At 54.0% G+C, this 25410-nt stretch carries 25 protein-coding genes; 7 read left to right on the forward strand and 18 right to left on the reverse strand.

Annotated features, from left to right (window positions below; all coding sequences use genetic code 11):
- Nucleotides 1–8: 8 nt before the first annotated feature.
- The 18 genes from DESAC_RS04160 to rpmH form a co-directional block, all read right to left on the reverse strand.
- The gene (locus DESAC_RS04160) at nucleotides 9–3065 is read right to left on the reverse strand and encodes a CoB--CoM heterodisulfide reductase iron-sulfur subunit A family protein (RefSeq protein ID WP_041284204.1); all 3057 of its coding nucleotides are present in this window, start codon (nucleotides 3063–3065) and stop codon (nucleotides 9–11) included.
- Between the two features lie 108 nt (nucleotides 3066–3173).
- Nucleotides 3174–4049 carry a methylenetetrahydrofolate reductase gene (locus DESAC_RS04165; RefSeq protein WP_013705828.1) on the reverse strand — a complete coding sequence of 292 codons (876 nt, stop codon included), beginning with the start codon at nucleotides 4047–4049 and terminating at the stop codon, nucleotides 3174–3176.
- Nucleotides 4027–4440, reverse strand: coding sequence for a response regulator (locus tag DESAC_RS04170; protein ID WP_083800194.1), 414 nt, complete (start codon nucleotides 4438–4440; stop codon nucleotides 4027–4029). Before DESAC_RS04170 ends, DESAC_RS04165 begins: the two co-directional genes overlap by 23 nt.
- 454 nt (nucleotides 4441–4894) lie before the next feature.
- Complete coding sequence (locus DESAC_RS04175) at nucleotides 4895–6355, reverse strand: patatin-like phospholipase family protein (RefSeq protein ID WP_013705830.1); 1461 nt, start codon at nucleotides 6353–6355, stop codon at nucleotides 4895–4897.
- Nucleotides 6355–6573 (reverse strand): PEGA domain-containing protein, encoded by a 219-nt coding sequence (locus DESAC_RS04180; protein ID WP_013705831.1) that lies wholly within the window; start codon nucleotides 6571–6573, stop codon nucleotides 6355–6357. The genes DESAC_RS04175 and DESAC_RS04180 overlap by 1 nt, the downstream gene beginning before the upstream one ends.
- Nucleotides 6574–6918: 345 nt before the next feature.
- A complete protein-coding gene (gmk, locus tag DESAC_RS04185) occupies nucleotides 6919–7518 on the reverse strand; it encodes a guanylate kinase (RefSeq protein ID WP_013705832.1) in 600 nt (199 codons plus the stop codon).
- Nucleotides 7519–7800 (reverse strand): DUF370 domain-containing protein, encoded by a 282-nt coding sequence (locus DESAC_RS04190; RefSeq protein WP_013705833.1) that lies wholly within the window; start codon nucleotides 7798–7800, stop codon nucleotides 7519–7521.
- A gap of 329 nt (nucleotides 7801–8129) precedes the next feature.
- Complete coding sequence (locus tag DESAC_RS04195; protein WP_013705834.1) at nucleotides 8130–9014, reverse strand: YicC/YloC family endoribonuclease; 885 nt, start codon at nucleotides 9012–9014, stop codon at nucleotides 8130–8132.
- Between the two features lie 13 nt (nucleotides 9015–9027).
- The gene (locus DESAC_RS04200; RefSeq protein ID WP_013705835.1) at nucleotides 9028–9600 is read right to left on the reverse strand and encodes a DUF4416 family protein; all 573 of its coding nucleotides are present in this window, start codon (nucleotides 9598–9600) and stop codon (nucleotides 9028–9030) included.
- 496 nt (nucleotides 9601–10096) lie between these two features.
- The gene (gene cbiB, locus DESAC_RS04205) at nucleotides 10097–11041 is read right to left on the reverse strand and encodes an adenosylcobinamide-phosphate synthase CbiB (protein WP_013705836.1); all 945 of its coding nucleotides are present in this window, start codon (nucleotides 11039–11041) and stop codon (nucleotides 10097–10099) included.
- Entirely contained in the window at nucleotides 11031–12125 is a 1095-nt protein-coding gene (gene cobD, locus DESAC_RS04210; RefSeq protein WP_013705837.1) for a threonine-phosphate decarboxylase CobD, read from the reverse strand. Before cobD ends, cbiB begins: the two co-directional genes overlap by 11 nt.
- 44 nt (nucleotides 12126–12169) lie before the next feature.
- Complete coding sequence (gene rsmG, locus DESAC_RS04215) at nucleotides 12170–12850, reverse strand: 16S rRNA (guanine(527)-N(7))-methyltransferase RsmG (protein WP_013705838.1); 681 nt, start codon at nucleotides 12848–12850, stop codon at nucleotides 12170–12172.
- A 173-nt stretch (nucleotides 12851–13023) separates the two neighbouring features.
- The gene (mnmE, locus tag DESAC_RS04220; RefSeq protein WP_013705839.1) at nucleotides 13024–14394 is read right to left on the reverse strand and encodes a tRNA uridine-5-carboxymethylaminomethyl(34) synthesis GTPase MnmE; all 1371 of its coding nucleotides are present in this window, start codon (nucleotides 14392–14394) and stop codon (nucleotides 13024–13026) included.
- On the reverse strand, nucleotides 14391–15134 hold the full coding sequence (jag, locus tag DESAC_RS04225; protein ID WP_013705840.1) for an RNA-binding cell elongation regulator Jag/EloR: 744 nt from the start codon (nucleotides 15132–15134) through the stop codon (nucleotides 14391–14393). The genes mnmE and jag overlap by 4 nt, the downstream gene beginning before the upstream one ends.
- Before the next feature lie 17 nt (nucleotides 15135–15151).
- The gene (yidC, locus tag DESAC_RS04230) at nucleotides 15152–16852 is read right to left on the reverse strand and encodes a membrane protein insertase YidC (RefSeq protein WP_013705841.1); all 1701 of its coding nucleotides are present in this window, start codon (nucleotides 16850–16852) and stop codon (nucleotides 15152–15154) included.
- A gap of 216 nt (nucleotides 16853–17068) precedes the next feature.
- Complete coding sequence (gene yidD / locus DESAC_RS04235; protein ID WP_013705842.1) at nucleotides 17069–17287, reverse strand: membrane protein insertion efficiency factor YidD; 219 nt, start codon at nucleotides 17285–17287, stop codon at nucleotides 17069–17071.
- Nucleotides 17271–17648, reverse strand: coding sequence for a ribonuclease P protein component (gene rnpA, locus DESAC_RS04240; RefSeq protein ID WP_013705843.1), 378 nt, complete (start codon nucleotides 17646–17648; stop codon nucleotides 17271–17273). Before rnpA ends, yidD begins: the two co-directional genes overlap by 17 nt.
- A 50-nt stretch (nucleotides 17649–17698) precedes the next feature.
- Complete coding sequence (gene rpmH, locus DESAC_RS15660; protein WP_013705844.1) at nucleotides 17699–17833, reverse strand: 50S ribosomal protein L34; 135 nt, start codon at nucleotides 17831–17833, stop codon at nucleotides 17699–17701.
- A 520-nt stretch (nucleotides 17834–18353) separates the two neighbouring features.
- On the opposite strand from rpmH, the gene miaB reads away from it, so the two are divergent.
- From miaB to DESAC_RS04275, 7 genes are all read left to right on the forward strand, one after another.
- Entirely contained in the window at nucleotides 18354–19676 is a 1323-nt protein-coding gene (miaB, locus tag DESAC_RS04245; protein ID WP_013705845.1) for a tRNA (N6-isopentenyl adenosine(37)-C2)-methylthiotransferase MiaB, read from the forward strand.
- A 55-nt stretch (nucleotides 19677–19731) separates the two neighbouring features.
- Nucleotides 19732–20229: a bifunctional nuclease family protein gene (locus tag DESAC_RS04250; RefSeq protein ID WP_013705846.1), complete on the forward strand. Its 498-nt coding sequence runs from the start codon at nucleotides 19732–19734 to the stop codon at nucleotides 20227–20229.
- A gap of 7 nt (nucleotides 20230–20236) precedes the next feature.
- Nucleotides 20237–20899 carry a histidinol phosphate phosphatase domain-containing protein gene (locus DESAC_RS04255; protein WP_013705847.1) on the forward strand — a complete coding sequence of 221 codons (663 nt, stop codon included), beginning with the start codon at nucleotides 20237–20239 and terminating at the stop codon, nucleotides 20897–20899.
- Nucleotides 20900–21178: 279 nt separating this feature from the next.
- Nucleotides 21179–21565 (forward strand): RidA family protein, encoded by a 387-nt coding sequence (locus DESAC_RS04260; RefSeq protein WP_041283797.1) that lies wholly within the window; start codon nucleotides 21179–21181, stop codon nucleotides 21563–21565.
- 96 nt (nucleotides 21566–21661) lie between these two features.
- Complete coding sequence (locus DESAC_RS04265; RefSeq protein WP_237671370.1) at nucleotides 21662–22444, forward strand: DUF169 domain-containing protein; 783 nt, start codon at nucleotides 21662–21664, stop codon at nucleotides 22442–22444.
- 500 nt (nucleotides 22445–22944) lie between these two features.
- Complete coding sequence (locus DESAC_RS04270; RefSeq protein WP_013705850.1) at nucleotides 22945–23592, forward strand: succinate dehydrogenase/fumarate reductase transmembrane subunit; 648 nt, start codon at nucleotides 22945–22947, stop codon at nucleotides 23590–23592.
- Nucleotides 23589–25409: a fumarate reductase flavoprotein subunit gene (locus DESAC_RS04275; protein WP_013705851.1), complete on the forward strand. Its 1821-nt coding sequence runs from the start codon at nucleotides 23589–23591 to the stop codon at nucleotides 25407–25409. Before DESAC_RS04270 ends, DESAC_RS04275 begins: the two co-directional genes overlap by 4 nt.
- The last annotated feature ends 1 nt before the right edge of the window (nucleotide 25410 follow it).

Genomic DNA, 25410 nt, shown 5'->3' on the forward strand with positions numbered 1-25410 from the left:
CCGGATATTTACTTAGCCTGCGCCTGCTGGCCGCCGGCGTGAATCACTGCCATGATCTGGCGATCGCGGAAATGAATCATATCAATCGCCCGTTGTGGACAGGCGGCGGCGCACACTCCACAGCCCTTGCAGGAGGCCGTGATATTCTCCGCCCGATAGCCTTTGCCGGGCACCTGGATCAGGCGAATGGCGGCGAAGGGACAGGAGGCCTCACACAGGCCGCAGCCGATACAGAGATAGGCATCGACCGCTGAAACGATCGGCTCTACTTCGACAAAGCCCCGAGTCAACACACTGGCAGCCCGGGCCGCAGCCGCCTGCGCCTGGGCGATAGACTCTTCAATAGGCTTGGGATAATGAGCCAATCCACAGACGAACACCCCGTCCGTAGCGAAATCTACCGGCCGGAGCTTCATATGAGCTTCCAGGAAGAAACCGTCATCGTTGAGCGGCACCTTGAAAAACTTGGCCAGCGTATCCAACCCCCGGGGAATAATGGCGGTGGCGAGGTTCAAGTAATCCACCGGGATTTTCAGATAATGGTCGAGAATATGATCTTTGACGGTGATCAGCAGTTTCTCCCGACCGTTGATCATGGTGCTCTCGACTGCCGGTTTCTCCTCCTGGTGATAGCGGATGAACAACACTCCCAACTCCCGGGCCTGGCGATAGAGATGCTCCCGCGGACCGTAGGTGCGCAGGTCGCGATAGAGGATGTAAACCTGCAACTCCGGTTTCCGTTTTTTCAAGGCAATGGCCTGGGCCACCGAGCTGGTACAGCAGATCTTGGAACAGTAGGGACGCTGTGGCTCACGGGAGCCGACGCACTGGATGAAGGCTACGGCTTCGGCCTCTTCCAGAAGCCGGGGTTGTTCAATGAAGCGCTTTTCCAGATCATGCCAGCGAGTGACGCGGTCATTCTGGCCATAGAGGTATTCCGAGGGCTTCAGGGAATGGGCCCCGGTAGCGAGGATCGCGACCCCATGCTGCAACTGGCGTTCGCTCCCGCCAGAGCGCACCGTGCTCTCAAAGTTGCCTACGAAACCGCTGACCTGGATGAGCTCAGCCCCGGTCAACACTTCAACCCGTTCGTGGCTCAAAAGGCGCTGGCTCAGATCGTGGATATAGGCCCCTACGTCTTCACCCTTCCAGGTGTGGCCGACTTTACGGGCATGGCCGCCCAACTCGTCTTTCTGCTCTATCAGGTAGGTAAACAGTCCCTGCTCCGCCAGATTGAGGGCGGCGGTCATCCCGGCCAGGCCGCCGCCGATGACCAGGGCGTTTTGACTGATATCGAGATGGACCGGCTGGAGCGGCTCCAGGAGCGCCGCCTTGGCAGTTGCCATGCGCACCAGATCTTTGGCCTTTTCGGTGGCCCGCTCGGGTTCCTGTTGATGCACCCAGGAATCCTGATCCCGGATGTTGGCAAACTCGAACAGATAAGGATTTAACCCTGCGGACCGAATGGTTTCCTGGAACAGCGGTTCATGGGTTCGGGGAGTGCAGGCGGCGACAACCACCCGATTCAGGTTATTCTCTTTGATCGCTTCTACGATCAGCTTCTGGGTATCTTCACTGCAGGTGAACAGATTATCAGCCACATAAGCCACGTGCGGTAAAGTTCGGGCATACTCGCGCACCGCTGGGACATCCACTACTCCGGCAATATTAATCCCGCAGTGACATACAAAGACTCCGATACGAGGCTCCTGATCTTCCACTGGGGCTTCAGGTGGATATACTTTTTCCTGAACCAGGGTCCCACGGGCCGGCGATAACAATGAAGCTGAGGCTGCCGAGGCCGCCGAGGCCTCCATGACCGCATAGGGAATGTCTTTAGGGCCGGACATGGCTCCACAGACGTAAATGCCGGGCTGAGAGGTCGCCACCGGGGTAAAGGAGCCGGTTTCCACAAAGCCGTCGGCGTCCAGTGCCACCCCTAGTTTTTCTGCCAAGCCCCGCAAGTTATCGCCTATTTCCAGTCCGACGGAGAGGACTACCAGGTCAAAGACTTCGCTGGCCTTATCGCCGTTCTCCTGCACCCATTCCAGCCTGAGAGCTTGGGAGGCCTCATCCGTTAAAGTGAGACTGTGGATGCGGGAGCGGATGAACCTCACTCCGGCTTCGTTACGGGCCCGCTGGTAATAACGCTCGAAGTCCTTGCCATAGGTACGCATATCCATAAAGAAGATCGCCGTCTCCAAATCGGCGCCGGCATGCTCCTTGGCAATAACTGCTTCTTTAATGGCGTACATGCAACAGACGCCGGAGCAATACCCATGGGCGCCGGGACGCGTATCCCGGGAGCCGACGCACTGCAGCCAGGCGATTTTCCTGGGCGGTTGATGATCCGAAGGGCGCACCAGGTGCCCCTCATAGGGCCCCGAAGCGCTCAAGATGCGCTCGAACTCCAGGCTGGTAATGACGTTTTTGTATCTGCCATAGCCATAGCTTTCATAGAGATGCGGATCAAAGGCTTTAAAACCCGGGGCCAATATGATGGCTCCCACATTGATCTGCTGTTCCTGGTCCACATCCAGAAAGTTCACCGCCCCGGCCGGACAGAATTTTTCACAGGCGCCGCAGCGGCCGATCTTTCCTTTCTTATCCGGCTTAAAATAGATGCAGCGGTCGGGATCAATGGCGTATTTGAGAGGCACCGCCTGAGGGTATTTGACGTAGGCGGCTTTGCGCTGATTGAGCCCTTCATTGAACTCATCAGCCGCTTTATAGGGACATTTTTCGGCGCACACCCCACAGGCAATGCACCGGTCCATATCGATGTAACGGGGTCTCTGGCGGACGGTAACAGTAAAGTGTCCGGGTTCACCCTCCAGTGCGGTCACGTCCGCCAGGGTGAGCAGGTGGATATTCAGATGCCGTCCGCATTCCACCAGTTTGGGCGACAGGATGCACATGGAGCAGTCATTGGTGGGGAAAGTCTTGTCCAGTTGCGCCATAACCCCGCCGATGGCGGCAGAATGCTCCACCAGATAGACGAAAAAGCCGGTATTGGCCAGATCTAGAGCGGCCTGGACGCCGGCGATACCGCCGCCCACAACCATGACCGCACCTCGGAGATCGTTGTTTCCCTTCTCGCCCGGTTTTTTGCTCAAGCTGATTTGTTCGGCTATCATAGTTTTATCCCATATATATATGTCGTAACCGCGACATCAGGCTCGAGCCGCAGCTAGAATGGCTGGCAGCCGGTCTTCCCAGCCGAGGGTAGAAATCTGGACTCCGCTGTAGCCCTCGTCCTTTAAACCGGCAATCAACTCAGCGGCAATCATGATACACTCCCGTACCCGATCCGGGGCCTTATGAATACGCTCGATGAGTCCGGCCGGAATGTGGATCTGCTCAAGATGACGATCAATGTAGCGGGCCATGCCCACCGACTTCAGCAGCATGACGGTGGGAATGATTTTGGCCGGGCGGTTGCCCAGGCGCTTGCGGAACTGGTCCAGGACCTTTAGAGCAAAGATCGGCGAAGTGATAAAAAACTGCGCTCCGACAGCCATTTTTTTATCTAACTCCGCCAATTCCGCCTCCAGAGCCCCGCCGCTTTTGCCGACATTGAGGGAGGCACCGACTAGAAACCGTGGTGCACCCTGAAGCTCGATGCCGGCCAGATCCCGCCCGGATTGCAAGGTTTGGATAGCGGCCAGCAGTTCCAGCAGATCGAGGTCGTTGACGGCGCGGGCCCGATGATGGTCCCCATAGCTGATGTCTTCGCCCGTGACTGCCATGACATTGGGAATCCCCAGGGCCTGAGCGGCTAATAGATCAGCCTGCAAGGCCAGCCGGTTGCGATCCCGGCAACAGACCTGCATGACCGTTTCAAAGCCCTTGCTTTGCAATAGTAAAGCGGTGCCCAGAGAACTCATTTTCATCACCGCATTGTTCATTTCGGGGGCGACAAAGGCGTCCACTCTTCCTTTGACGTTCGTAGCGTTAGCCACGAGCGATGATACATCAGTCCCCTTGGGGGGCTCCATCTCCGCCAGGATGATGAACTTTTTAAATTCAAGTTTTTCTTGTAAATGCATCCACTTTCCCTCCGGAATATGACCGCATCAGGGCATTGGAAATAGCCAGCATAAGCTCATCCACACCAAACGATTTCACGTGATAGTAGAAAATTCCCTTGCGTCGAATCCGACTTTCCTGTTCCGGGTTATTCTCATCGGCCGTAACGATCACGGGAAGTCTGCGATAGAGTCCTTTAATGATGGAAATGGCATCATAACCCAGGCTCTCGGGTAAAGAGACGTCCATCACCAGCACATTGACCTTTTCGGTCTGCAGGGTCATGAGGACATCTTTGATGTTATCCACCTTAAGGCATTGGTGGCCGTTTTCGATCAACCAGGGATGCAAACAATCCGAGAGTTCACAGCCGTGTTCGGCGATCAAAAGGGTTCCACACTGTTCCATCATTACCTTCTCTTGGGAGTAAAGGAGGATTGGTCAGAAAATAAGGTTTCCGGTTCCCGGCTGTGAGTCAAAAATTAACTTCTGCACAGCCTGGAAGCCTGTAACACCGGCAGATGATTTTCATGGTTTGCGGGTGACTTACAGGCCATGAAAATTAGTTGCGTTCGAATCCCCCATATGTATGACACCTATCTCTTTAGCAAGGCATGTACCGGAACCGCAGAGAAGTGAAAATCAACCTTGCCGGGCGGATTTCAACAAGCGCCGGGGGCAGGAAATGACCTGACAGGCGAGGCAAAGTTACCGAGGGAAAAGAGGGAGGATCGATAAGGCTATGATTATCTTGACATTTTTAGATTATGAGTAAGAAAGTCCCGATTGCTACCAGCTTACACGTTTTCAAAAAAGAGGCACCATTTTCCTTTTTCCTAGGCCTAGTACCTCTTGTCTGACGGCATTATCTGATTCCGGCACCGATGGGACAGTCGGCCGGCCGGGGGAGGCCTTGGGCTTCCGCCTGGAGTACCTTGAGTAGACACTGGTAATACGGCGAGGCCCGCAGGAGTTTGGGCCCGATGGCGGTCAATTTTTCCACCTGTTCCTTGGTCAATTTGAAGGAAGTGGGCAAATCCAGGTAATAGCGCGGGTCTTCTCCGGGAAGCAAGGATGCGGCTTCGAAATTGATCTCCACTACGTATGGATCGATGTCGGCTTTGAATGGTTCCGGTCTGGGCGCTTTGGGGCAGTGCTCCGCCAGCAGGCGACGGCACTCTTCCAGATCTACTTGAGTCTGCACCCGTTCGGACAGGGTTGAACGGGTGCGATCGGTGCTCTCAAAGCTGAAATTATCCATGGCAATCGTGGCGGTTTTTTCCGCCACCGTAAGGATCCCCGGGGGGATGCTCTTCCGGCTTATCCGGTCTTCGCTCTCGGTGCGGGCGTTGACGACGATCAGCACTAATTCTTTGATCAGACCCTGATTGATCCTTTTTCGGATGAAACCATGATCGTAGGCCTCAAGAATCGCCCTTACGCCGATATTATCGGACAGCCCGCCATCCATCAGGTGGATATACTCATTATGTTTATCTAAATAAACGTTCAGGTTCTTGGCGGCGGCATAGCGGCGGCTGAACATATCCTCAGGCGCCAGAGCCCCCTTATACCACCACGGGGGTTCATATCCTTCTGCCGTCGGATAGTTCTTCAGGCTGATAGGACTTAACAGGAATGGAAAGGCGGAAGAAGCCGCCACGGCACGGGATACCTGATAATCATCCAGACGTGAGCCGAGGGCGTCAAAGTAATCCTGGGTATGGTCAAAACGCCGACCCGGCCCCAAGTTGGTGGCATTGATGATGATAAAGGGGCGGCCGTTTTCTTCCAGCCGGGAAAAAGCGGCTCCCTCAAAGAGATCACGATCATATAATTCGACTGCCAGATCAATTCTACTGAACCAGGGGGAGGCAATCCGCAGCAGATTGAAGGGATTCAGGAGCCTGGCCGTCAGCGCTCCCTGGATATTGCGCTCCAGGAACTTTGGGCGGAACTGATCAAACAGTTTCTCCCGAAACAGGCCGTAGTAGGCCGAAGTAAAAGAACCTCCGGAAACCGAAGAAATACAGTCCACCTCATCCAAAAGACTCTTTTCTGCACCATTGACCCGGATGCGGGTCTGCTGCAGTTCTTCCAGAATACCATAGGCCAACGCCGCGGCACGCGTCCCGCCACCGGAAAACGTCAGACAGATGAAGAGAGAATCTGTATTCCTGGGACCCGGCTGGAGGTTGTCGAAACGGTAGCCCGCCTGTTTATCAAAGCTGAAACTCTGCTGGTTAAGCGGATAATGAGCGCAGCCGGTGTACCAGATAAGAACCAGCAGGAGGCCGACCAGACGTTGTATGAGCTTCGCCGCCATTAGATAACCTCAAACTCGATCCTCAGGGGTCTTGAGGCTGCGGTATGGCGAAGATCAATCTGGTGTTTCTCCGGCTTGAAATCGGGCGGCGGTCCCAAAGTAACTTCATAGCTGCCCCCCTCCAGCTCGAGTTTCACGTTGGTCTCGCCCATGGGTTCGCCATTGAGCAACACCGGCCTTTGCTGTGGAAACTTTACCACCAGGTATTCATATGACATGATCGGCGCCTCCCGGCTTCTTCGGACAACTCCCAGGATCGATTACACTGTTTCCGGTTTTCGATAAAAAATTGCAGCATTAGATTGTTACGGTCACAGTTGCAGGTCGGACCGCAATTGGTATAACTCATTGGATTACAGGGCAAACCGGATCTGATATGAATTACTCGTCCCGAGAAAACTTTACACCCGATTTTATTTGCGATCATAGTGCAATATCTTAAAAAATAGCAAGATAATTTTAAAGGGGTAAGGAGTTTTATTTCACAATGTGGTGATCAGCAGGACTCGCGGCTGGTTTGCTGGTCTGGTAGGAGTTTTAGGGATATCTAGGGGGATGGAAAATTAGTCCCAGGCATGCCGGATGGCTGGCCAGACCTGCGATGTCTCGGAACGGGCGGCGATGATCACGGCCTGCAACTGTAAGACAGCTTCATTAAAATCATCGTTGATGATGAGATAATCATACCAGGTGATCTGCTTCACTTCTTGCCGGACGCGTGCCAGACGCTGGCGAAGCTCGGTTTCGGGAAGACTGCCCCGTTGACGCAGCCTTCGCTCTAGTTCGGTCAGTGACGGGGGGAGGATAAAAATATACTTTCCCTGGGGGAAATGGTTCTTGAGCGCCTTAGCTCCATGAATTTCCACGTCGAAAAGCAGATCCTGTCCGCCTTTGAGGGCCTCTTCGATCCAGGGGCGAGAGGTGCCGTAGTAATTGCCGAACTGTTTGACATATTCGATAAGGAGGCCGTCCTGGATTAATTGTTGAAATTCATCTAACTTAACAAAGAAATAATCTTCGCCATGTACTTCCCCCGACCGGGGTTTGCGGGTGGTATAGGAAACGGAAAACCCTAATTTAGCATCGCTTTCTTGCAAGGCCCGCACTAAAGAGGTCTTGCCGGAACCGGAGGCACCGGAGACAACGAAGATCTGACCGGCCATCTACAACTCCTTGTTGCCTCGGGAGGAAGTGTTTTCCCCAAAAAATCGCTGGGCCAGGGTCTCGGGCTGCACTGCCGAAAGAATGACGTGATTGCTGTCGGTAATGACAATGGCCCGCGTCTTCCGGCCATGAGTGGCATCAATGAGACGCTGCTCATTTTTGGCCTCCTCCCGTAAACGTTTCATAGGAGCCGAGTTTGGGGTGACAATGGCCACGATGCGGGTGACGACCACGGTATTGCCAAAGCCGATATTAATGAGAGACGAATCTTTTTGAACCATTGCCGCTGAACTCCCGCAAGAACATGTATGGAAACAGTGCTCTTAAAGACGGCGGGCGCGGCCCGCCCTATGAGTAAATTGCCGATAAAATATCGAGAATGGGATAGGGCGGTCCATGGCCGCCGCTGCTGTTTAATATGGTCGATGAGAAGAAATTTGTATGAAAACAGTGGGCGGTGAGCCGCAAAAACATTATTGTGAGCAGTTGCCACGCTGCTGTTTTCATATTTTGTTGTGATCCCCAGACCATGCCATTTTATATGAATAGCACAGAAGGCCAGAGATTAGCACTAACGCCCACCACCTCAGTGATGGTTTGAATGAGCATTTTATTCCAGATTTTGTACCTGTTCCCGTAGGCGCTCCGATTCGCTCTTGATTTCGATTACTGCCCTGGAGATGAGCGCCTCACCTGCTTTGGAGCCTATGGTGTTAATCTCTCGATTCATCTCTTGCAACAGAAAATCCAGTTTACGCCCTATCGAAGCCTCTGCCTCAAGGGTGAGCTGAAACTGTTGGATATGACAGAGAAGGCGGGCAAGCTCCTCGGCGATATCGGACCGGTCGGCCAGCAGAGCCACTTCCTGAGCCAGTCGCTGAGGGTCTACCGAGTTGCCTTCGGGCAGGAGTTGGGCCAGTCTGGCTGTCAGCCGATCCCGATAGAGTTGAGGGATCATGGCTGCCCGCTGGCTGATAACTTCCACCTGCTGCTCGATGCTGGTCAATCGCTGGATCAGCTCTCTTTTGAGATACTCCCCTTCCTGGCGGCGCATGGTGTTCACGATGTCCAAGGCCTGCTGGGTGGCGCAGGCCAACACCGACCAGAGGGCCTCATAGTCAGCCGGGGTCCGCTCCTGGAGCGAGACTACTTCTGGAAAACTTAGGAGCTGCTCCCAACTCCAGGGTTGGGGAAGAGAAAGTGTGTTTTGAATTTCGGCCAGCACCGAGGCCGCCTCCTGCAGAAGAGTACGATCCAAAACCAGGGTACGGGGACTCTGGCCGAGATATTCCAGGGAGACGCTGAGCTCCAGCCGTCCGCGGGTAATGTTTTCCGAAACCAGCTTCCGCAGCCGGTCTTCGAGTGGGTTGAGAGAACGCGGCAGCCGCAGGTGCAGGTCTAAAAACCTATGATTGAGGGTACGTAGCTCTGCGACAATCCTGGCCCCAGCACCCTCTGCCTCTCCCCGCCCAAAGGCTGTCATACTTTTAATCATAGTTCGAAGACTCTCATGGGAGGTTTTCGGGAGCTTTCTCTTCCACCTCCACCTTTCTGGCCAATTGACGCAGTTGCCAGAGGTACTTCTGCCGGGCCTGAGTGAAAAACCCTCGCAGCGGTTCGCTGGCATAATCCGGATAGGTCCAGGGCAGCGCCCGCCAGGAGCCTTTTTGGTAGATCAGGGTTACCTCACCATAAAAGCCCTGCCCCAAATAAAGGCGATGGGTATAGTTTTTTCCAGTAGCCAGGACCAATCGCTCCCGGCTCAGGTAGCCTGGGTCCAGGTTCACTAATCTACGGCCGCTCAGAGAGAACCGGCGTTCCAGGTCATTAGTGCAGGCCTTCCAGTGGCAGAGATCTGAGGGATCTGCCAGATGCAGGAAGACTGCCAAACGGCGCTGCAGATTGAGACCCATCTCAGGGGCATAATATCCGGTCTGATGAAAATGCAGCCAGGCGCTGACCATATCTGGGGGCCCTAAAAAAGCAGCCAGATCACGGAAGACTGCAGTCTCCAGAGCCGGTTGCGAAAAAATCAGACTGACCAGAGGCTTGACCGGCAGCGGCCGACTTGGAAGACTCATGGATCTTTAATAAGCAGGTATCAAGCTTTCGGCAATCAGATTGGAGTAGAAGCGTTTAGATTGAATAAACATTCCACTACGAGAATGCTAACGCTCTTTCGTAAACTGATGTATTTTGATTAGTAATTCGATTATTAAAAATTATCGTAATATTTCAGCCATCTGAGAGAATACGGCAAGGTAGGGTGGGCGGTGCCCACCTAACATTTAGAAACCTCGATTTCTTGATATTTGCCATTACCTGTGAGTCACCGGCGCACCTTGAAAATCATTTTCCGGTAGCACAGGCTTTCTAGCCGGTGCAAAACTTATTTTCGGAGAATCCCGGTAGGCGGGATGCGCTCCGCTTTCTCGCTTTACAACACTGCAACACCGGCAGGCTCACCCGTAGGGACGGGTCTTCTATTCGCCCCAAACAACTGAAATGCTACAAGTTAGCTAAATTGCAATTATATCATAAAAGGAGTTTCCATTGTAAGAAAACGATTGGTTCAAGTCAATACCATTTTATCGCCGTTGAAACCAAGGTTAAGCAAAGGACGGCGAGGGCGCCGGTGATGTAGAGCAGGCGTATGGCCTTGAGAATGTCTTCCCGATCAGGTTCCCGGCAGGCTTCTCCTAACCAAGGCTTATCCACCAGTCTGCCGTGATAAACGTTCGGGCCGCCCAAGCGAAGACCCAGCGCTCCGCTCATCGCAGCCTCGGGCCAACCAGCGTTGGGGCTGGCGTGGAGACGGCCATCGCGCCGAAAAATTTTCCAGGTCTGACGCCAATCCAGGCCGGCCAGCCGGGCTGCTACAGTGATAAAACCACCGCTGAGGCGGGCGGGCAGCCAGTTAAAGATATCATCCAACCGGGCTCCGGCCCAGCCGTATTCACGATACCGCACGTTTTTATATCCCACCATGGAATCCAGGGTGCTGACAGCCTTGAAGATCCACACCAGGACCGGGCCGCCCAAAGTGGTATAGAATAGAGGTGAGAGGACGCCGTCAACGGTGTTTTCCGCGATGGTTTCCACCGTAGCGCGAATAACTCCAGCTTCAGAAAGTTGCCCCGTCTCCCGGCCGACGATCTTGGCCAAAGCCTCTCTTGCCCCAGGCAGATCGCCTTGACATAAAGGCCGGTGCACTGCCCGGGCATGGTTGACCAAGTCCTGGAGGGATAGAGCCCCGTAAATCAGCCAGACCTCAACTGCCAACCTGATGCTGGGAGGCTGGGAAGAGACGAGCTGAAGCGCAATAATCGTTCCTCCGGCGGCCGCGCCGACTACACAGATAGCCAGAACAACGCCCGCCAACCGCGGATTGGCGAAGGTCCGCCGCAGTGGATCTTCCAAGTGAACAATGAGTCGGCCCAGCCAGCGCACCGGATGCGGCCAGGAGGGAGGGTCGCCCAAGGCCAGATCCAGGAGATAAGCCAAAATCAGCTTACATCCCACGCGCCATGACCTCACGCAAGGCCGCAGCCATGGCCAGATTATCCTCCTGCCGCCGCACTGCCAGGCGCAGGCAGTGGTCGTCCAACCCTCGATAATTGGAACAATCCCGTAAGAGGAAACCTCTCTGCCCCATTAGTTCCACCACCTTTGGAGCGTTGGGCAGCTCCGGACTCAGATGACAGAAGATAAAATTTGCCGTGGGCGGTAGTGGGTTGAGTCCGGGAATGTCAGCCAGCAACTCGTATAACTGCTGCCGGGTCTGGGTCATAAAGGTTCGGGACCGGACAATAAATTCTTTATCCTGGAGGCTGGCGACTCCGGCAACCTGGGCCAGCATATTGATATTCCAAGGGGGTAGCAAGGACGCCAGCCGGTTGATGAGGTCGGGGCTACCGACCAGATAGCCGAGACGCAAACCCGGCAGGGAAAAAAATTTGGTCAGGGAACCCAGCACGAGGATTCGGGGATCTTTGATTGCCTGGGGAATCAGCGTAATCTCCTCCGCCCGGTCGACGAAATCAATGAAGGCTTCGTCCATTATCAACAGGGCTGAGGATGGCAGGACCTCCAGAAGGTCGTTCAGGGCGTCTCTTGAAAGGAGAGCGCCGGTAGGATTGTTGGGATTGCACAGGAAGATCAGGCCGCCCTCAGCCACCGCAATTTTTAACCGGTCTAGATCCCAGGAATAATCCGGAGGAGTCTGATACAGGTAGGTGCATTGAGTAGATGTCAGGCGGACGGCATAATCGTATTCACTAAACCCTGGGGCTGGCAATGCAGCTCGCTTAAAGCTGGCGAGGCGCGGCAGGAGATAAATCAATTCGACGGAGCCGTTGCCCAGGATTAGGTTGGCAGGCGAAATATTAAGATGTTCGGCCAGGGCCTGGCAAAGTTCACGGGCGTAAGGGTCCGGGTAATGCACGATATCCGGCAGATGTTCAGTCAAGGCCCGCCAGACCGAGGGAGGAGGTCCGAGGGGGTTCATGTTAGCGCTAAAATCAATAAGTTGCTGATGACCGAAACGGATTCGGGCCAGGTTCAAATCACCGCCATGCCAGGGGCGTTCAGATTCGCTAGAGTTCATGCCTCATAATTTCTGCTATGGGGGTGGGCCTGTCAATAATTTTTTCAAATCTTATCCCAGATGACCAGTAGCCGAGATTCCTGCCCCAGGGGCAGGACGTAGCGCTGTTGTCTGGGTTCCCGGCAGTTATACTGAGACGTTAGGGCCATTGCCTCGTGCCACTGTTCCTCGTCCAGTTGAGGACCTTTGAGGGATAGCAGCCGCCCCCCGGATTGTGTCAGGGGAGCAGCCAAGGCCAGAAAGCGGGGCAGGGAAAATGCAGCCCGAGTGATTACCCCGTGAAACTGCGGCCCCCATTGGCGGGCCAGGCTGGGGGTTAGATAGACCTGCCGCACCTCCACGTTCGCTAGATTCAAGTGAATTGTTAGATACCGGAGGAAAGTGCTTTTCTTACCGGTGGGCTCCAGCAGTGTCAGGTGAAGGTGAGGTAGGGCCAGTTTGAGTGCCAGTCCGGGAAAACCGGCACCGGTACCGATATCAGCCAGACTGGTTAGATCGCGCACCCAGGGCCAGACAGCCAGGGAATCCAAAAAATGCTTCACCACCACGTCTGAGGCGGTTTTCAGTCCGGTCAGATTCACCCGGGCGTTCCAGCGCAGCAGTTCATCGCAGTAAACGAGAAATTGTCGGATGGTCTCCGGCGATGTCGATAGACCCAGGGCTTCCAGGCCAACGATCAGGAGATCTTGAGGAGCAGCAGTAGTATAACCGGTTTTCCGGTTCAAGGATGCATGCCGTAATCAAAGGTGAGGGGCAAGAGGGCTTCCTTACATAGGGACGAACACGAGATTCGCCCCTCCATAACAGTATCTCTTTACATTAAAATGGCTTGCCAGTGGCATAGGGTTCCAGTCCGTGCCGCATCTATATTTGGGCAACCGGAAACTGAAAACCGCGGTTATTTCCCCAGGCAGAAGCGGGCAAAGACGCGGTCCAAGACCTCGTCGTCGACCTCCAGACCTAAGATGGCGCTGAGTTCCTGCAATGCCGAACGCAATTCCAGAGCCAACAGCTCCCTTGGCTGAGCAGTTTGGATGATCTTCCAGGCCCCTTGGAGATGGTGGCGGCAATGTTCCAGGTGTCGGCAATGCCTGGCCTGAGTGACGATCTGACCGTCCAGAGGGCTGGCGCCTCCCATCCCGGCCTGAAAAATGGCCTCTTTGAGGGCGGGTATGCCTTCGCCGGTGAGTGCGGAGATTTCTATTAGGTGATGAGGCCAGGCTGATGGGATTGCCGCTGGCTGTAATACCCGCGGCAGATCGATTTTATTCAGGACGACTAGGATCGATTGATCTCTTAAGGCTTGCAGTTGGGGTTCATCCTCCACCTGCCAGGGTTGGCTGGCGTCCAGCAGGTAGAGCACCAGGTCGGCCTGCTGCAGGTGTTCCTGAGTTCGTTGAATACCTATTTCCTCCACCAGATTTTGCGCCGGGCGCAGACCGGCAGTGTCCAGCAGGCAGACAGGCAGTCCCTGGATGACCAGATTTTCGGCGATGACATCTCGCGTGGTGCCTGGGATATCAGTGACGATAGCCCGGTCGGTCTGCAGGAGTCGGTTTAATAGACTGGATTTGCCGACATTGGGACGTCCGGCGAGGACCACCTGGAGTCCCTGGCGCAGCATCCGACCCTGGGCATAGGATTGACAGAGGGCAGTTATTTCGGATTCAAGTGCTTCCAACTGATGAACGAGAGCCGCCAGATCAATCTCGGGTACTTCTTCTCCGAAATCCAGGTCAGCCTCCACCAGGGCCAACAGGTCCAGCAGGTCATCACGCAGCCGGGTGAGGTGGCGACCCAGACCGCCGGCAAGATGAGCGGCGGCCACTCTAAGACTGGCGTCACTCCTGGCCTGAATAACTTCCAAGACAGCTTCGGCCTGAGTGAGATCGAGACGGCCGGAGAGGAAGGCACGTAGGGTAAACTCGCCCGGATCGGCCAGCCGGGCACCCGCCTGCAGGGTTAGTTGCAGGATGCGTTGCAGCACGGCATAGCCGGAGTGGCATTGTATTTCGATGACGTCTTCTCTCGTATAGCTGTGGGGACGGGGCATGAAGGCCAACAGCACTTCATCTACCGCCTGACCGTCCTCTGGCGAGACGATCTGTCCCAGAATGAGACGGCGGGCCGGCCAAGTCGGGGTATGCGGTCTGGCAGGCCGAAAAATGCGATCGGCAATTGCCCGAGAGTCAGGACCGCTCAGGCGCACGATGCCGATGCCGCCCTCTCCCGGCGGCGTTGAAATGGCGGCGATGGTGTGGCGCTTCACTCGTCTTCGTTCAAGACCTCGGCATTTCGTCTCTTTTTTACCGGATAGATGATGATTTTTTTATAAAGTCCTTCCCCCCGGCTCTTGGTTTTAAGGTCACGGTCCGACTGCAGGGTTAGATGGATGATCCGCCGGTCATAGGCGTTCATCGGATTCAGAGTCACCGGCTTGCCGAGCCGTTTGGCCTTTTCGCCATATTTCTGGGCCAGATCAACAAGGACTTGTTTATGTCGCTCCCGGTAGGATTCGATATCAATGATGACGCGCGGTTTTCTTTTGGTAGATTTAGACAGAATTTTGGTCACTAGGTATTGCAGAGCTTCCAGAGTCTGACCCTGCTTGCCGATGAGCAGCCCGGCATCCTCACCTTCAACGATGAGATTAACCTGATTGAGTTCTTGAAAACCGCTGATGGTACAGGTCTCGCCCATTTTTTCGAGCAGTTGGCTGAGAATCTCCTGAGCCCGGGGGACGAGATCGACTTCTTTCTCGCCTTCTTCCATTGGCTCGGCAACCTCGCCGACCGCCGATTCTTTTTCCGTTTTTTCGGGTTCTTCCCGTACCTCCCCTTTAATCGCAGCGCGAATTTTTGCCTTTTTCCCTCCCAACAATCCAAAGAGGCCGGATGAGCCCAATGAAATGATCTCTATCTCTAATTTTTCCTGTGCCACCTTAAAATGCGCCGCAGCCTGTGCAATGGCGTCTTCGGGATCTTTCCCTTCGAATTCCAGAAAATTCATTCAGGCCTCCACCTTGGTTAAGGCATATACTTATTGGTGTAATATTGCTGGATGATGGACAGGACATTATTAAGCAGCCAATACAACACCAGACCGGATGCAAAGTTAAGGAACATAAAGGTGAAGATGATAGGCATCATCAACATTAATTTGGCCTGGGTGGGGTCTCCAGGAGAAGGGGTCATCTTTTGCTGAATGAACATCGTTGCTCCCATAATAATCGGGGTGATCAACAGAGGATCTTTGGCCGAGAGATCTGCCAGCCAGACGATATCGGTGAAAGGCAACGTTGAAATGAAGGGGGCATGGCGCAGTTCGATGGCGTATCCTAAGATATTATAAAGTGCGATGAACACCGGCAGTTGCAAAATCATGGGGAGACAGCCACCCATGGGATTGACCTTATAGGTCCGATACAATCCCATAAGTTCCTTGTTCAAGGCCTCTCGATCGTCTTTATACTTCTCCCGCAACTTGGCGATTTTAGGCTGCAATTTCTGCATGTCCTTCATGGACTGGTAGCTTTTATGGTTTGGATAGAGAAAAAGCACCCGGATCAGAAAGGTCATAACAATAATGGCCCAGCCATAGTTATGGAGATATTTAAAGAAGAATTGCAGGACATAGAGGAGGGGCAAGGCCAGAATTTGGAACCAGCCGAAGTCTACCGTCTGTTCCAACCCTAATCCGAGCGATTTTAAGATGTCTAAATCCTTCGGACCGAAATAAAGCGTATAGGGCAAAGAAATCTCCTGACCGGGGGGTAATGAGGCCACCTGGGTCCGGAAGGTGGCCGTCATTATTTTACTGGCAACGTCTTGAACTGTGGCAGTGAACTTAAAATCCGACGGCGGCGGGACGACGGCCATCATAAAATAGCTGCTTTCCAAAGAACCCCAATCAAGTTGGCCGATCATCTTGGATTCTTTCAGGCTGCCACTAGCGACCGTGTCCCGACTCTTCTTTGCCGACCAAGCGAAGCCGGTGAAACCGGCATCTTTTACCTCACTGAAGTCATCAGTTAGGCTTAGTGCCAGGTCGCCTTCAAGGGGGTTGGAACTTTGATTCTTAACCGTGGCTGTCAGATCCAGCCGGTAGCTGTTCTGCTCGAAGGTAAAGGTCTTGACCAGGGTTAAACCGTTGGGCCTGACGCAGGTAAAACTGAGTTTGGCCTTGTCCTGGTCGGTAAGAGAGATTGCCTTTTGATCAGCCTGATACACCTCGGCGGCGCCTACGGAGGCGGCCTTGGTCTCCCAGGCCAGGGCCAGGGGAAGGGCGTCAGGAGTAGTAGCCTGAACCAATTCTTTCGGGTCGGTTATCTGATTTCCCACCCGCTTATATCTCTGAATGTCGATGCCAAAGAACCACAGGTTGAAATCGGCAATTTTTTGAAACGGCAAGTGCCCCCAGTATTTTTTGAGCCGGAAGCTCTTCAGCCTGGCGCCCTGTTCAGTAAATATTGCCTGATAGAGAGGGGTATCAACGACTATATCCCGAGCCTTTTGAACGCCGGTGGGCGGAGTTGACGGCGTTGTCGGCGTCGCTACGGGCGATGGACTGATAGCAGGTTTGGGCGCCGCGGGTTGCTCAACCGGCTGTTCAACCGGTTGAGTCGCCGGTTTCTGAGGGGAGGGCGGATAGAATTTCTGTTGAATATACCCGAAACCGATAAAAATGACGAAACTTATGACCAGAGCTAGGAGCGCTCGCTTTTCCATATATTGTTCCTCCCTTGGGGGTCATCCCGAGGCCAAACCGAAATGACCGTTTCCCAAACCAGGCATAGGTCTATGATAAGGTTAGAATGAATTATCGGGTCGAAGGCCATCCTGACGGCTGAACCCTATCCCCCTGCATGTCCTGGCCGGTCGGAAGACATCAAACTCCCCTGTAGCCACCTTAATTCTCAGGACTAGCAATCCCGCAAGACATATTCATGGCAGGGGGTCCAGACCACCCGGATGTAGGGGATGGCATTTCAAAACCCGTCGGCAACTGAGCAGGATACCTTTGCCGAAACCGTATTTCTCGAGGGCCTGGCAGGCGTATTCGGAACAACTGGGGTAGAAGCGGCAGGAATGAGGCAAAAATGGCGAAATAAAAAGCTGGTAGCCCCTCAGGAGCCAGATGAGGGAGCTAACTGCCAATTTCATCTTTGACTCCGGACAGCAGGAGCACAGGTCCCAACTCCGCTGCAACCTCAGCAGACGTCAAGCCGGGAGCACCTGGCTTCGCAATGATGACAATATCTTGGGGGGGCAAAATCCCTTTATGGCGTCTAAAAAATTCCCGCAGCAGCCGTTTGACCCGGTTCCGTTGTACGGCCTTGCCTAACCGTTTGGTCACCACCACCCCAAGGCGGGGCCTCTGAAGATCATTATCCGCCAGTGAAATAACGAAATGAGGAGAACGTCGCCTCGATCCGACTTGTTTGACTCGCTGAAACTCAGCCCGTTTCAGCAGTCGGTCGGCTTTGCAAAAGCTGGCCTGGCCCCGTAATGATTGCGTCGTCAATCGTAATGGATGATTCTTCTGGGTAGATCGCGACCTAAATAGAGATACTATTAGGCACTCAGCCGTTTTCTTCCTTTGGCACGGCGCCGTTTGATAACCAGGCGACCGCCCCGGGTGCTCATCCGGGTTAAAAAGCCAAAGGTTCTTGCTCGCTTGAGATTATGAGGTTGATACGTTCGCTTCATAACTTATATACCGTTACCTTTGTCTCGATTGATTGCCATAATGAGGGCTTTCCGCAGTCGGCTAACAGCAGCAAGGCAGATGGGGCTAATCACTACCAGATCAATGAATTACGCTTGGGCTGCTCACAGGTTATATCCAGATCTTAGAGCCGGGGACTGCGGGACGTCCATCTCAAACCTGTAATCTAAAGATATAATTAAATACATTATTCGCAGGATTTGTCAAGAGATGCGATATTACTTGAGGGTGTTTCTTCAATAACACCTAATTTATTGATAATACATGGATAATACTGCGCAATCTGGAAAAATGTTTCAAGTTTCGAGTTCCAAGTTCCAAGATAGTCAGAAAATAACCCTTACACAGGCTAGAAAGCCTGTGCCACCGGCATTGGACTCACAAAAAGAGAAGAAAGCGGCGTCAGCCAACAGGCGGGATGTTCTCCGGTTTTCGCTTTTTACCCGGCAGTCAAGGCTCGGGACGTTGACAAGAGGCCCAAGATTTTATTTAATAAAGGCAATGAATAGACCGAAAAAGAACCTATATATCAAAACCTACGGTTGCCAGATGAACGTCTATGATTCTGAGCAGATCGCCCTGATCCTGGGGCGGGATTATGATCTGACCGACAGGCCGGAGGAAGCCGACCTGTACCTGATCAATACCTGCTCTATCAGGCGCAAATCCGAAGAAAAGGTCTTGAGTCTGGTGGGACGGTTAAAGGGGTTAAAAAACAGACGTCCCCAGATGCTTTTGGGGGTCGGTGGCTGTGTGGCTCAACAGGAAGGCGAACGTCTGCTGCAGCGAGCGCCGCATTTAGACCTGGTTTTCGGCGCTCAGGGTATCTATCGCCTGCCGCATCTCCTGCACCAACGCCTGGAGTCCGGAAAGGCGGTGGTTGATACGTCGTTTTCAGCGGATCTGCCCTATATTTCCGGCCAGGTAAAGCCGGGTGCCCCAAAGAAGTTGGTAACCATCATGCAGGGGTGCAACAATTATTGTACGTATTGTGTCGTGCCGTATGTCAGAGGGCCGGAGCGCAGCCGTCCGGCAGCCGAGGTTATCAATGAGGTGCAGGATTTCTTACGCCAGGGCGGTCAGGAAGTTACCCTGCTGGGGCAGAATGTCAACTCTTACGGCAAGGGCTTGGCCGACGGACTAAGCTTTCCAGGACTACTCCGACGTCTGGCCAAACTGCCGGGGCTAGTCCGGCTGCGTTTCACCACTTCTCATCCCCGGGACTTGTCCGATGATTTGATATGCTGTTTTGCAGAATTGCCGCCTTTATGCGATCACATTCATCTACCGGTACAGGCGGGTTCAAACCATATTCTGGCGCGGATGCACCGAGGTTACACTAGGGAGGAATATCTACATAAAGTCAACCGGTTACGGCAGATTTGTCCCGGAATCTCCCTGACTACTGATCTGATCGTTGGGTTCCCGGGCGAAACCGAGGCCGACTTCGCTGATACTCTGGCGCTGATGCGGGAGGTCGCCTTTGATGCGGCTTTCTATTTCAAATATTCACCCAGACCGCAGACTGCGGCGGCTGCCTTGGTTGATCAGATTCCGGAGCCAGTAAAGGCGGAACGTCTGGCTCGGCTCAGGATCTTGCAAGAAGAACTTTCCCTGGCTAGCAACCAGCGGCTAGTGGGACAGTTTAAGGAAGTATTGGTGGAAGGATTGAGCAAACAACAGAACCAACAACTTTGCGGGCGGTTGCGTAGCAATCAGGTGGTGAATTTTGACGGTCCCCAAGACCTAATCGGTCGGATGGTTTGGGTGCGGATTGAAAAAGCCAACCTCCATTCCTTGGGAGGCCACCGGTGTCAGCCATAATTGAGTGCCTAATCCTTTTTCGTTATGCCTCCCGGCAATTCCACAGGAGGATGCCATGTTAAGAGAAGTGACCGTAGCCGGATTGACGATCGATCCTATGAGCAATTCGCCCATCATGATCTTGAAGGACATCAATTCCGATCAGGCCGTGCCGATCTGGATCGGATTGCTGGAGGCCACGGCTATTGCCAGCGAACTGGAAAATATCAAGTTTTCTCGTCCGATGACCCACGATCTGCTCAAGAATATTATCGACCTGATGGATAGTCAAATAACCCGTATAGAAGTCTGCGATCTCAGGGACAACACGTATTTTGCCCTCATTTACCTGCAGACCGAAGACAAGGAAATCAGGATCGATGCCAGACCGAGTGACGCCATCGCCCTGGCCCTGAGGGCCAAGGCGCCGATTTTCGTAGAGGACTTGGTCATCCAGAAGTCACGGCGGGTGGATTTGGGCGCCAAAGAAGAAATCACCACGGAAGAAGGTAAAAAGTGGACGGAGATCCTGGAAAGTCTGGATCCCGAGGATTTTACCAAGTATAAAATGTGACCGCAAAATGATTGATCTCCATACTCATTCCCTTTATAGCGATGGTGAATTGTTGCCGGCCGAAGCAGTGCGCCGGGTTACCGTCCTCGGCTATCGGTATCTGGGCATTACCGACCATGTGGACGCCTCCAACTTCGATTTCGTAATAGAGCGTCTCCGGCGGGCGGCGATCGAACTCAACCGGGTGAATCAGACGAAGCTGATTCCCGGAGTGGAATTCACCCATGTGCCGCCTTCCCAGATCGGTTCGTTAGTGAATCAGGTCCGAGCCATGGGAGCGGTCCTGGTGGTAGTACATGGAGAAACTATTGTCGAACCGGTGGAGCCGGGGACTAACCGGGCGGGTTTGGAGGCTGACATCGATATCCTGGCCCATCCCGGTCTCATCAGTCGGGAAGACGCCGAACTAGCCGCCAGACGCGGCATCATGTTGGAGCTCTCCGCCCGCGCCGGACATTCCCTGGCCAATGGGCATGTGGCAGCCATAGCTCGGCAGGTGGGGGCCAGACTTGTCCTCAACACCGATTCCCATAGTCCAGGCAACTATATCACCCGGGAGAAGGCCTACCAGATCGCCCAGGGTGCGGGATTATCACTGGAGGAATGTCACCAGATGCTGGCCAATTCCGAAGCCTTGGCTTTACGGGCCCTGGACTGTCTAGAAATGTAACAGCTCAGCCGGAAGGCTGATTACAAGAGAGTCTCCATTCTTCGGGCCGGAGTGGAGAAGATTAGAGCGGGGGACTTGATGCCAGCCTTCCTCATACTCGCAGTGTTTCTCATTTTCTCCCCCCAAATGCTGTTCTGGGTAAATATAGTGTACCCCGCGCACTCGGCTGTTGACAGCAATTACTATACTCTTTCGCAGAATAACACACCCGGTCAAGCAACCGGGCCTGATCTCGATAAGCCGGCGGTCAGTCCGAAATCTTCCCGAAAGGCGGTATCCATGAGTAAAGAACGTAAAATCATTCGCAGCACCAAACTCCCTCCCGCGGTGGGCCCCTACAGCCCCGGAGTCCAGGCCGGCCATTTCCTTTTCTTGTCGGGGCAGTTAGCTTTGAATCCGGCCGGTGAACTGCTGCAGGGCGACATCGTCGTCCAGACCATACAAATAATGGAAAATATCAAAACTCTCCTGGAAGAAGCTGGCCTGACTTTGCAGGATATTGTCAAGACCACAGTATTTCTTACCGATATGGGGGATTTTGCCGAAATGAACCGGGTCTATGCCGAGTATTTTCCGGAAAACCCTCCGGCCAGATCAACTATTCAGGTGGCCGCCCTGCCCAAAGGGGCTGCCATTGAAATCGAGGCCATTGCGGTTAAAAAATGACCCGCAGCAGAGAAGTAAAAAAGCTAGCTTCTTATCTGAAACCAGGGCCTTAACGGTATACCATTAAAACAAGAACCGGAGGGGGAGATGGCGGCGATGAATTTCTTGCAAGCGGCGGAATTTATCAGAAATGACCTGCGGTTGAAGACCCTGCCGGTGGCCGTGAATTTTCTCCGTGAAAAAGCCGCTTTGCCCGAAAAGACGAGACAACCCTCGGTGGCGTTGGGTAAACGGGTGACCATCTGCCAGGGAGTTACCATGGCTCGGGTTTACGGTTGGACCGTCGGCTTGACTCAAGAAGACCTGATCTGCGTTCCGGCTATGATTCTATTCGGTTTTACCGATGTCCCGGACCAGAGTGCTACGTTGGCCCGGCTATTTTGCGATGTTCATTTCATCAGCTCTCCGGAAAAGGCCCTGAGTGAAACCGGTGGTATGCACCGTCTGGCCAACGGGGAGTTCGAGGCCCTACTGTTAACGCCGCTGGCAAAAAGCCCGAACGTTCCCGACACCGTCGTACTCTATGGCAATCCGGCCCAAGTGATGCGGTTGGCCCAGGCTTATAGTTACATTGCCGGGGAACGGACGCCGGGTCAGTTCGGCGGCAAGGTGGAGTGCGCCGATTACCTCATTGCTCCCTTTAAGACCGGCAAACCTCGGGTGGTGATTCCTGGTATGGGGGATCGGATTTTTTCCATGACCCAGGATGACGAAATGGTCTTTGCGCTGCCCGGTAAGGACCTTGAAATTTTGCTGCAAGGGCTGCATGAGGCCGGCGATAAAATCGGGGCCCGCTATCCGGTAACCTTCTATCAGAATTTTCAGCCGGAATTTCCCAAGTATTATAAAACATTAGGTAAAGAATTAGGGATCTTCTAAGATCTGGCGTAGCCCCCGGCCGGATAGGTTCTCTTTTTAACAGAGGCTTTCCAACCTGATTTCGAGGTTTGCAGCAGACAAGGGCTAGCTCTTAAAAACCCCAGGTCCGACTCCGAAGGTTCACGCCAGCCATTCCGCCTGTTATACGTTCTGTAATGCCTGCCAGCTTCCGAAAACACAAATAAGTCTTGACTTATTGTCACATTTCATTAAATTTTTATACCTGTGATTTTTGTAATTTCCATGACCTGTAAGTGGCCCGCCAACCATTAAAGTTGGTGCCGGAGAACTCCGGAAGGCGCCATACGCTTGGCTTTTCCGCCCAACGGCACTACGGTGCGGTACCGGCAGGCCCATCCTGAGGGGATAGATAAACAATTGAAAACAGGAAACCAGAAATTTAATTTTCTTGTTAACATCCGACGAATTTCCCCCGGTCGGTACGGCGGCGGGCGTCGGGAGGTGGGTATCACGCTCTAAGCATATGTAAAGGAGAAACCGTGTTAGTCCAAAAAACCCTTACCAAGAACCCCCGCTCGGAGGCCTGGATAGAGCTGCTGGAATTGATCACCGGTCTATTCCTGGCCCTTTTTGTGCAGATGCACATCCTGGCGGTGTCCAACATTCTCTTCGGAGCTGCGGCCTTTGATCACAAGTCGGCCCAGATGGACGAGTATTACATCTCCCATGTGGCGATTGTTTTGGTATGTGCCGCAATTATTGCCCATGGCATCCTGGCGATGCGCAAGGCACCCTGGCGGATACAGGAGGCGCAGATCGTCTGGCGTCATGCCAAACTGGTCCAACACGACGAAACCTGGTATTGGCTGGTGCAGATTGTCACCGGCGCTGCTGTTCTCATTCTGGCCACCATTCATATTGCCGGGGTTCTTACCACCTGGCCCATCCAAGCCGCCCGCAGTGCCGCCCGGGTGCAGTCCGGCGGTTTTATTTTCTATCTGATCCTTATCGGCATTGCCGAAATTCATGCCTTTCTGGGTGTGTATCGCATCTTTATCAAATGGGGCTGGTGGCCGCGTAGACCGATTTTCAAATATCTGGTCTACACCGCCATTGCCTTTTCCACTTTAGGAGTCTTCGCCTTGTTTGTCTTTCTACTCTTTATTTCTGCGGGAGGCGCCCAATGAAGTGGCAAGACGCGCACATTACTGAGGTTCTGGTTATTGGCGCCGGTCTCGCCGGTGAACGGGTGGCGGTGGAAGCAGCCTCCCACGGTCATGAATGCACTATTTTGAGTCTGGTGCCGCCGCGCCGTTCTCACAGCACTGCAGCCCAGGGCGGTATGCAGGCCTCTTTGGCCAATGTCGCTATGGGCTACGGTGATAATACCGATCTGCATTTTGAAGACACCGTCAAAGGCTCGGATTGGGGCTGCGAGCAAGATGTGGCCCGCCGCTTTGTCAATCTGGCCCCCATCGCCGTCCGCCAGTTGGCTGCCTGGGGGGTCCCCTGGACCCGGGTCAAAGCCGGTAAAAAGATACTGCCCGATGGCCGGGAGATTGAGGACCTGCCCGAGAAAGAAGGACTCATCGCCCAAAGGGCCTTCGGCGGTACGGCCAAATGGCGGACCTGTTATGCGGCCGACGGTACCGGCCACGTTTTGCAGTATGCCATGGATTCCATGGTCTTAAAATTGGGCGTCACCGTGCATGACCGCCTGGAGGCGGTTGTCCTGATCCATGATGGCGAAAAATGTTACGGCGCCGTGGCCCGCTGTCTGCGCACCGGTGAGTTCCGGGCCTATCTGGCCAAGGCCACCGTTATTGCCACCGGCGGCTACGGCCGCATCTACGGTACCTCTACCAACGCCGTTATTAATGAGGGTTCCGGCATGGCCATTGCCCTGGCTACCGGCGTGGTACCCCTGGGCAATATGGAGGCGGTGCAGTTTCACCCCACCGGCATCGTTCCTACCAACATTCTGGTCACCGAAGGCTGCCGGGGTGACGGCGGTTTTCTCCTGGACAAAAATCTCCATCGATTCATGCCCGACTATGAACCGGTGAAAAAAGAACTGGCCAGCCGGGACGTGGTCAGCCGCCGGATGATGTATCACATCAATCAGGGGTTTGGGGTGGAAAGCCCTTACGGCCCGCACCTGTGGCTCGACATCCGCCATCTAGGCCGGGAGCATCTGTGCACCAATCTTAGGGAGGTTTCTACCATCTGCTCCAACTTCCTGGGTATCGACTGCGCCGAGTCGCTGATTCCGGTGGTTCCCACCCAGCATTACTCAATGGGCGGCGTGCGTACCAACATCGATGGAGATGCCTATGGTCTCAAGGGTCTATTTGCCGCCGGGGAATCTGCCTGTTGGGATATGCACGGTTTCAACCGCTTGGGCGGTAACTCCTTGGCTGAGACCCTGGTGATGGGCATGGTGGTGGGCGATCGGGTAGCCGATTACGTCAAAGAGGCCGTAGTGGACTTCCCGCCGACCCTAGTGAGCGATTTTGTCAAGCAGCAGGAACAGCGGGTGAAGGATCTCCTGGCGTCCAAGGGATCGGAATACGTCTACGATCTGCGCAAACAGATGGAAGAAACTCTCTCTAATAAGGTGGGCATCTTCCGGAACGAAGGAGACCTGAAAGCGGCAGTGGAAAAACTATCAGAGCTCTATGGGCGTTGCCAACAGCTCCGGTTGCGTTCCAACGGCCTGGGTCCCAACCCTGAAGTTGGCGCCGCCTTGCGTCTGCCGGGTATGCTCCGGTTGGCCCTTTGCATAGCCGATGGTGCCTTGCAGCGGACAGAAAGCCGGGGCTCACATTATCGGGAAGACTATCCCAAACGGGACGACGCCAACTGGCTGAAACGAACCCTGGCCTACTGGCGGCCGGGCGCCCAGATGCCGGAATTGAACTACGAACCCGTCACTATAATCGAACTTCCTCCCGGGGATCGCGGCTATGGCGAAGCCTCCGGCGCGACTCAACTAGGCGATTAGG

Origin of the sequence: Desulfobacca acetoxidans DSM 11109 (assembly GCF_000195295.1) — a bacterium.
Classification (GTDB): Bacteria; Desulfobacterota; Desulfobaccia; order Desulfobaccales; family Desulfobaccaceae; genus Desulfobacca; species Desulfobacca acetoxidans.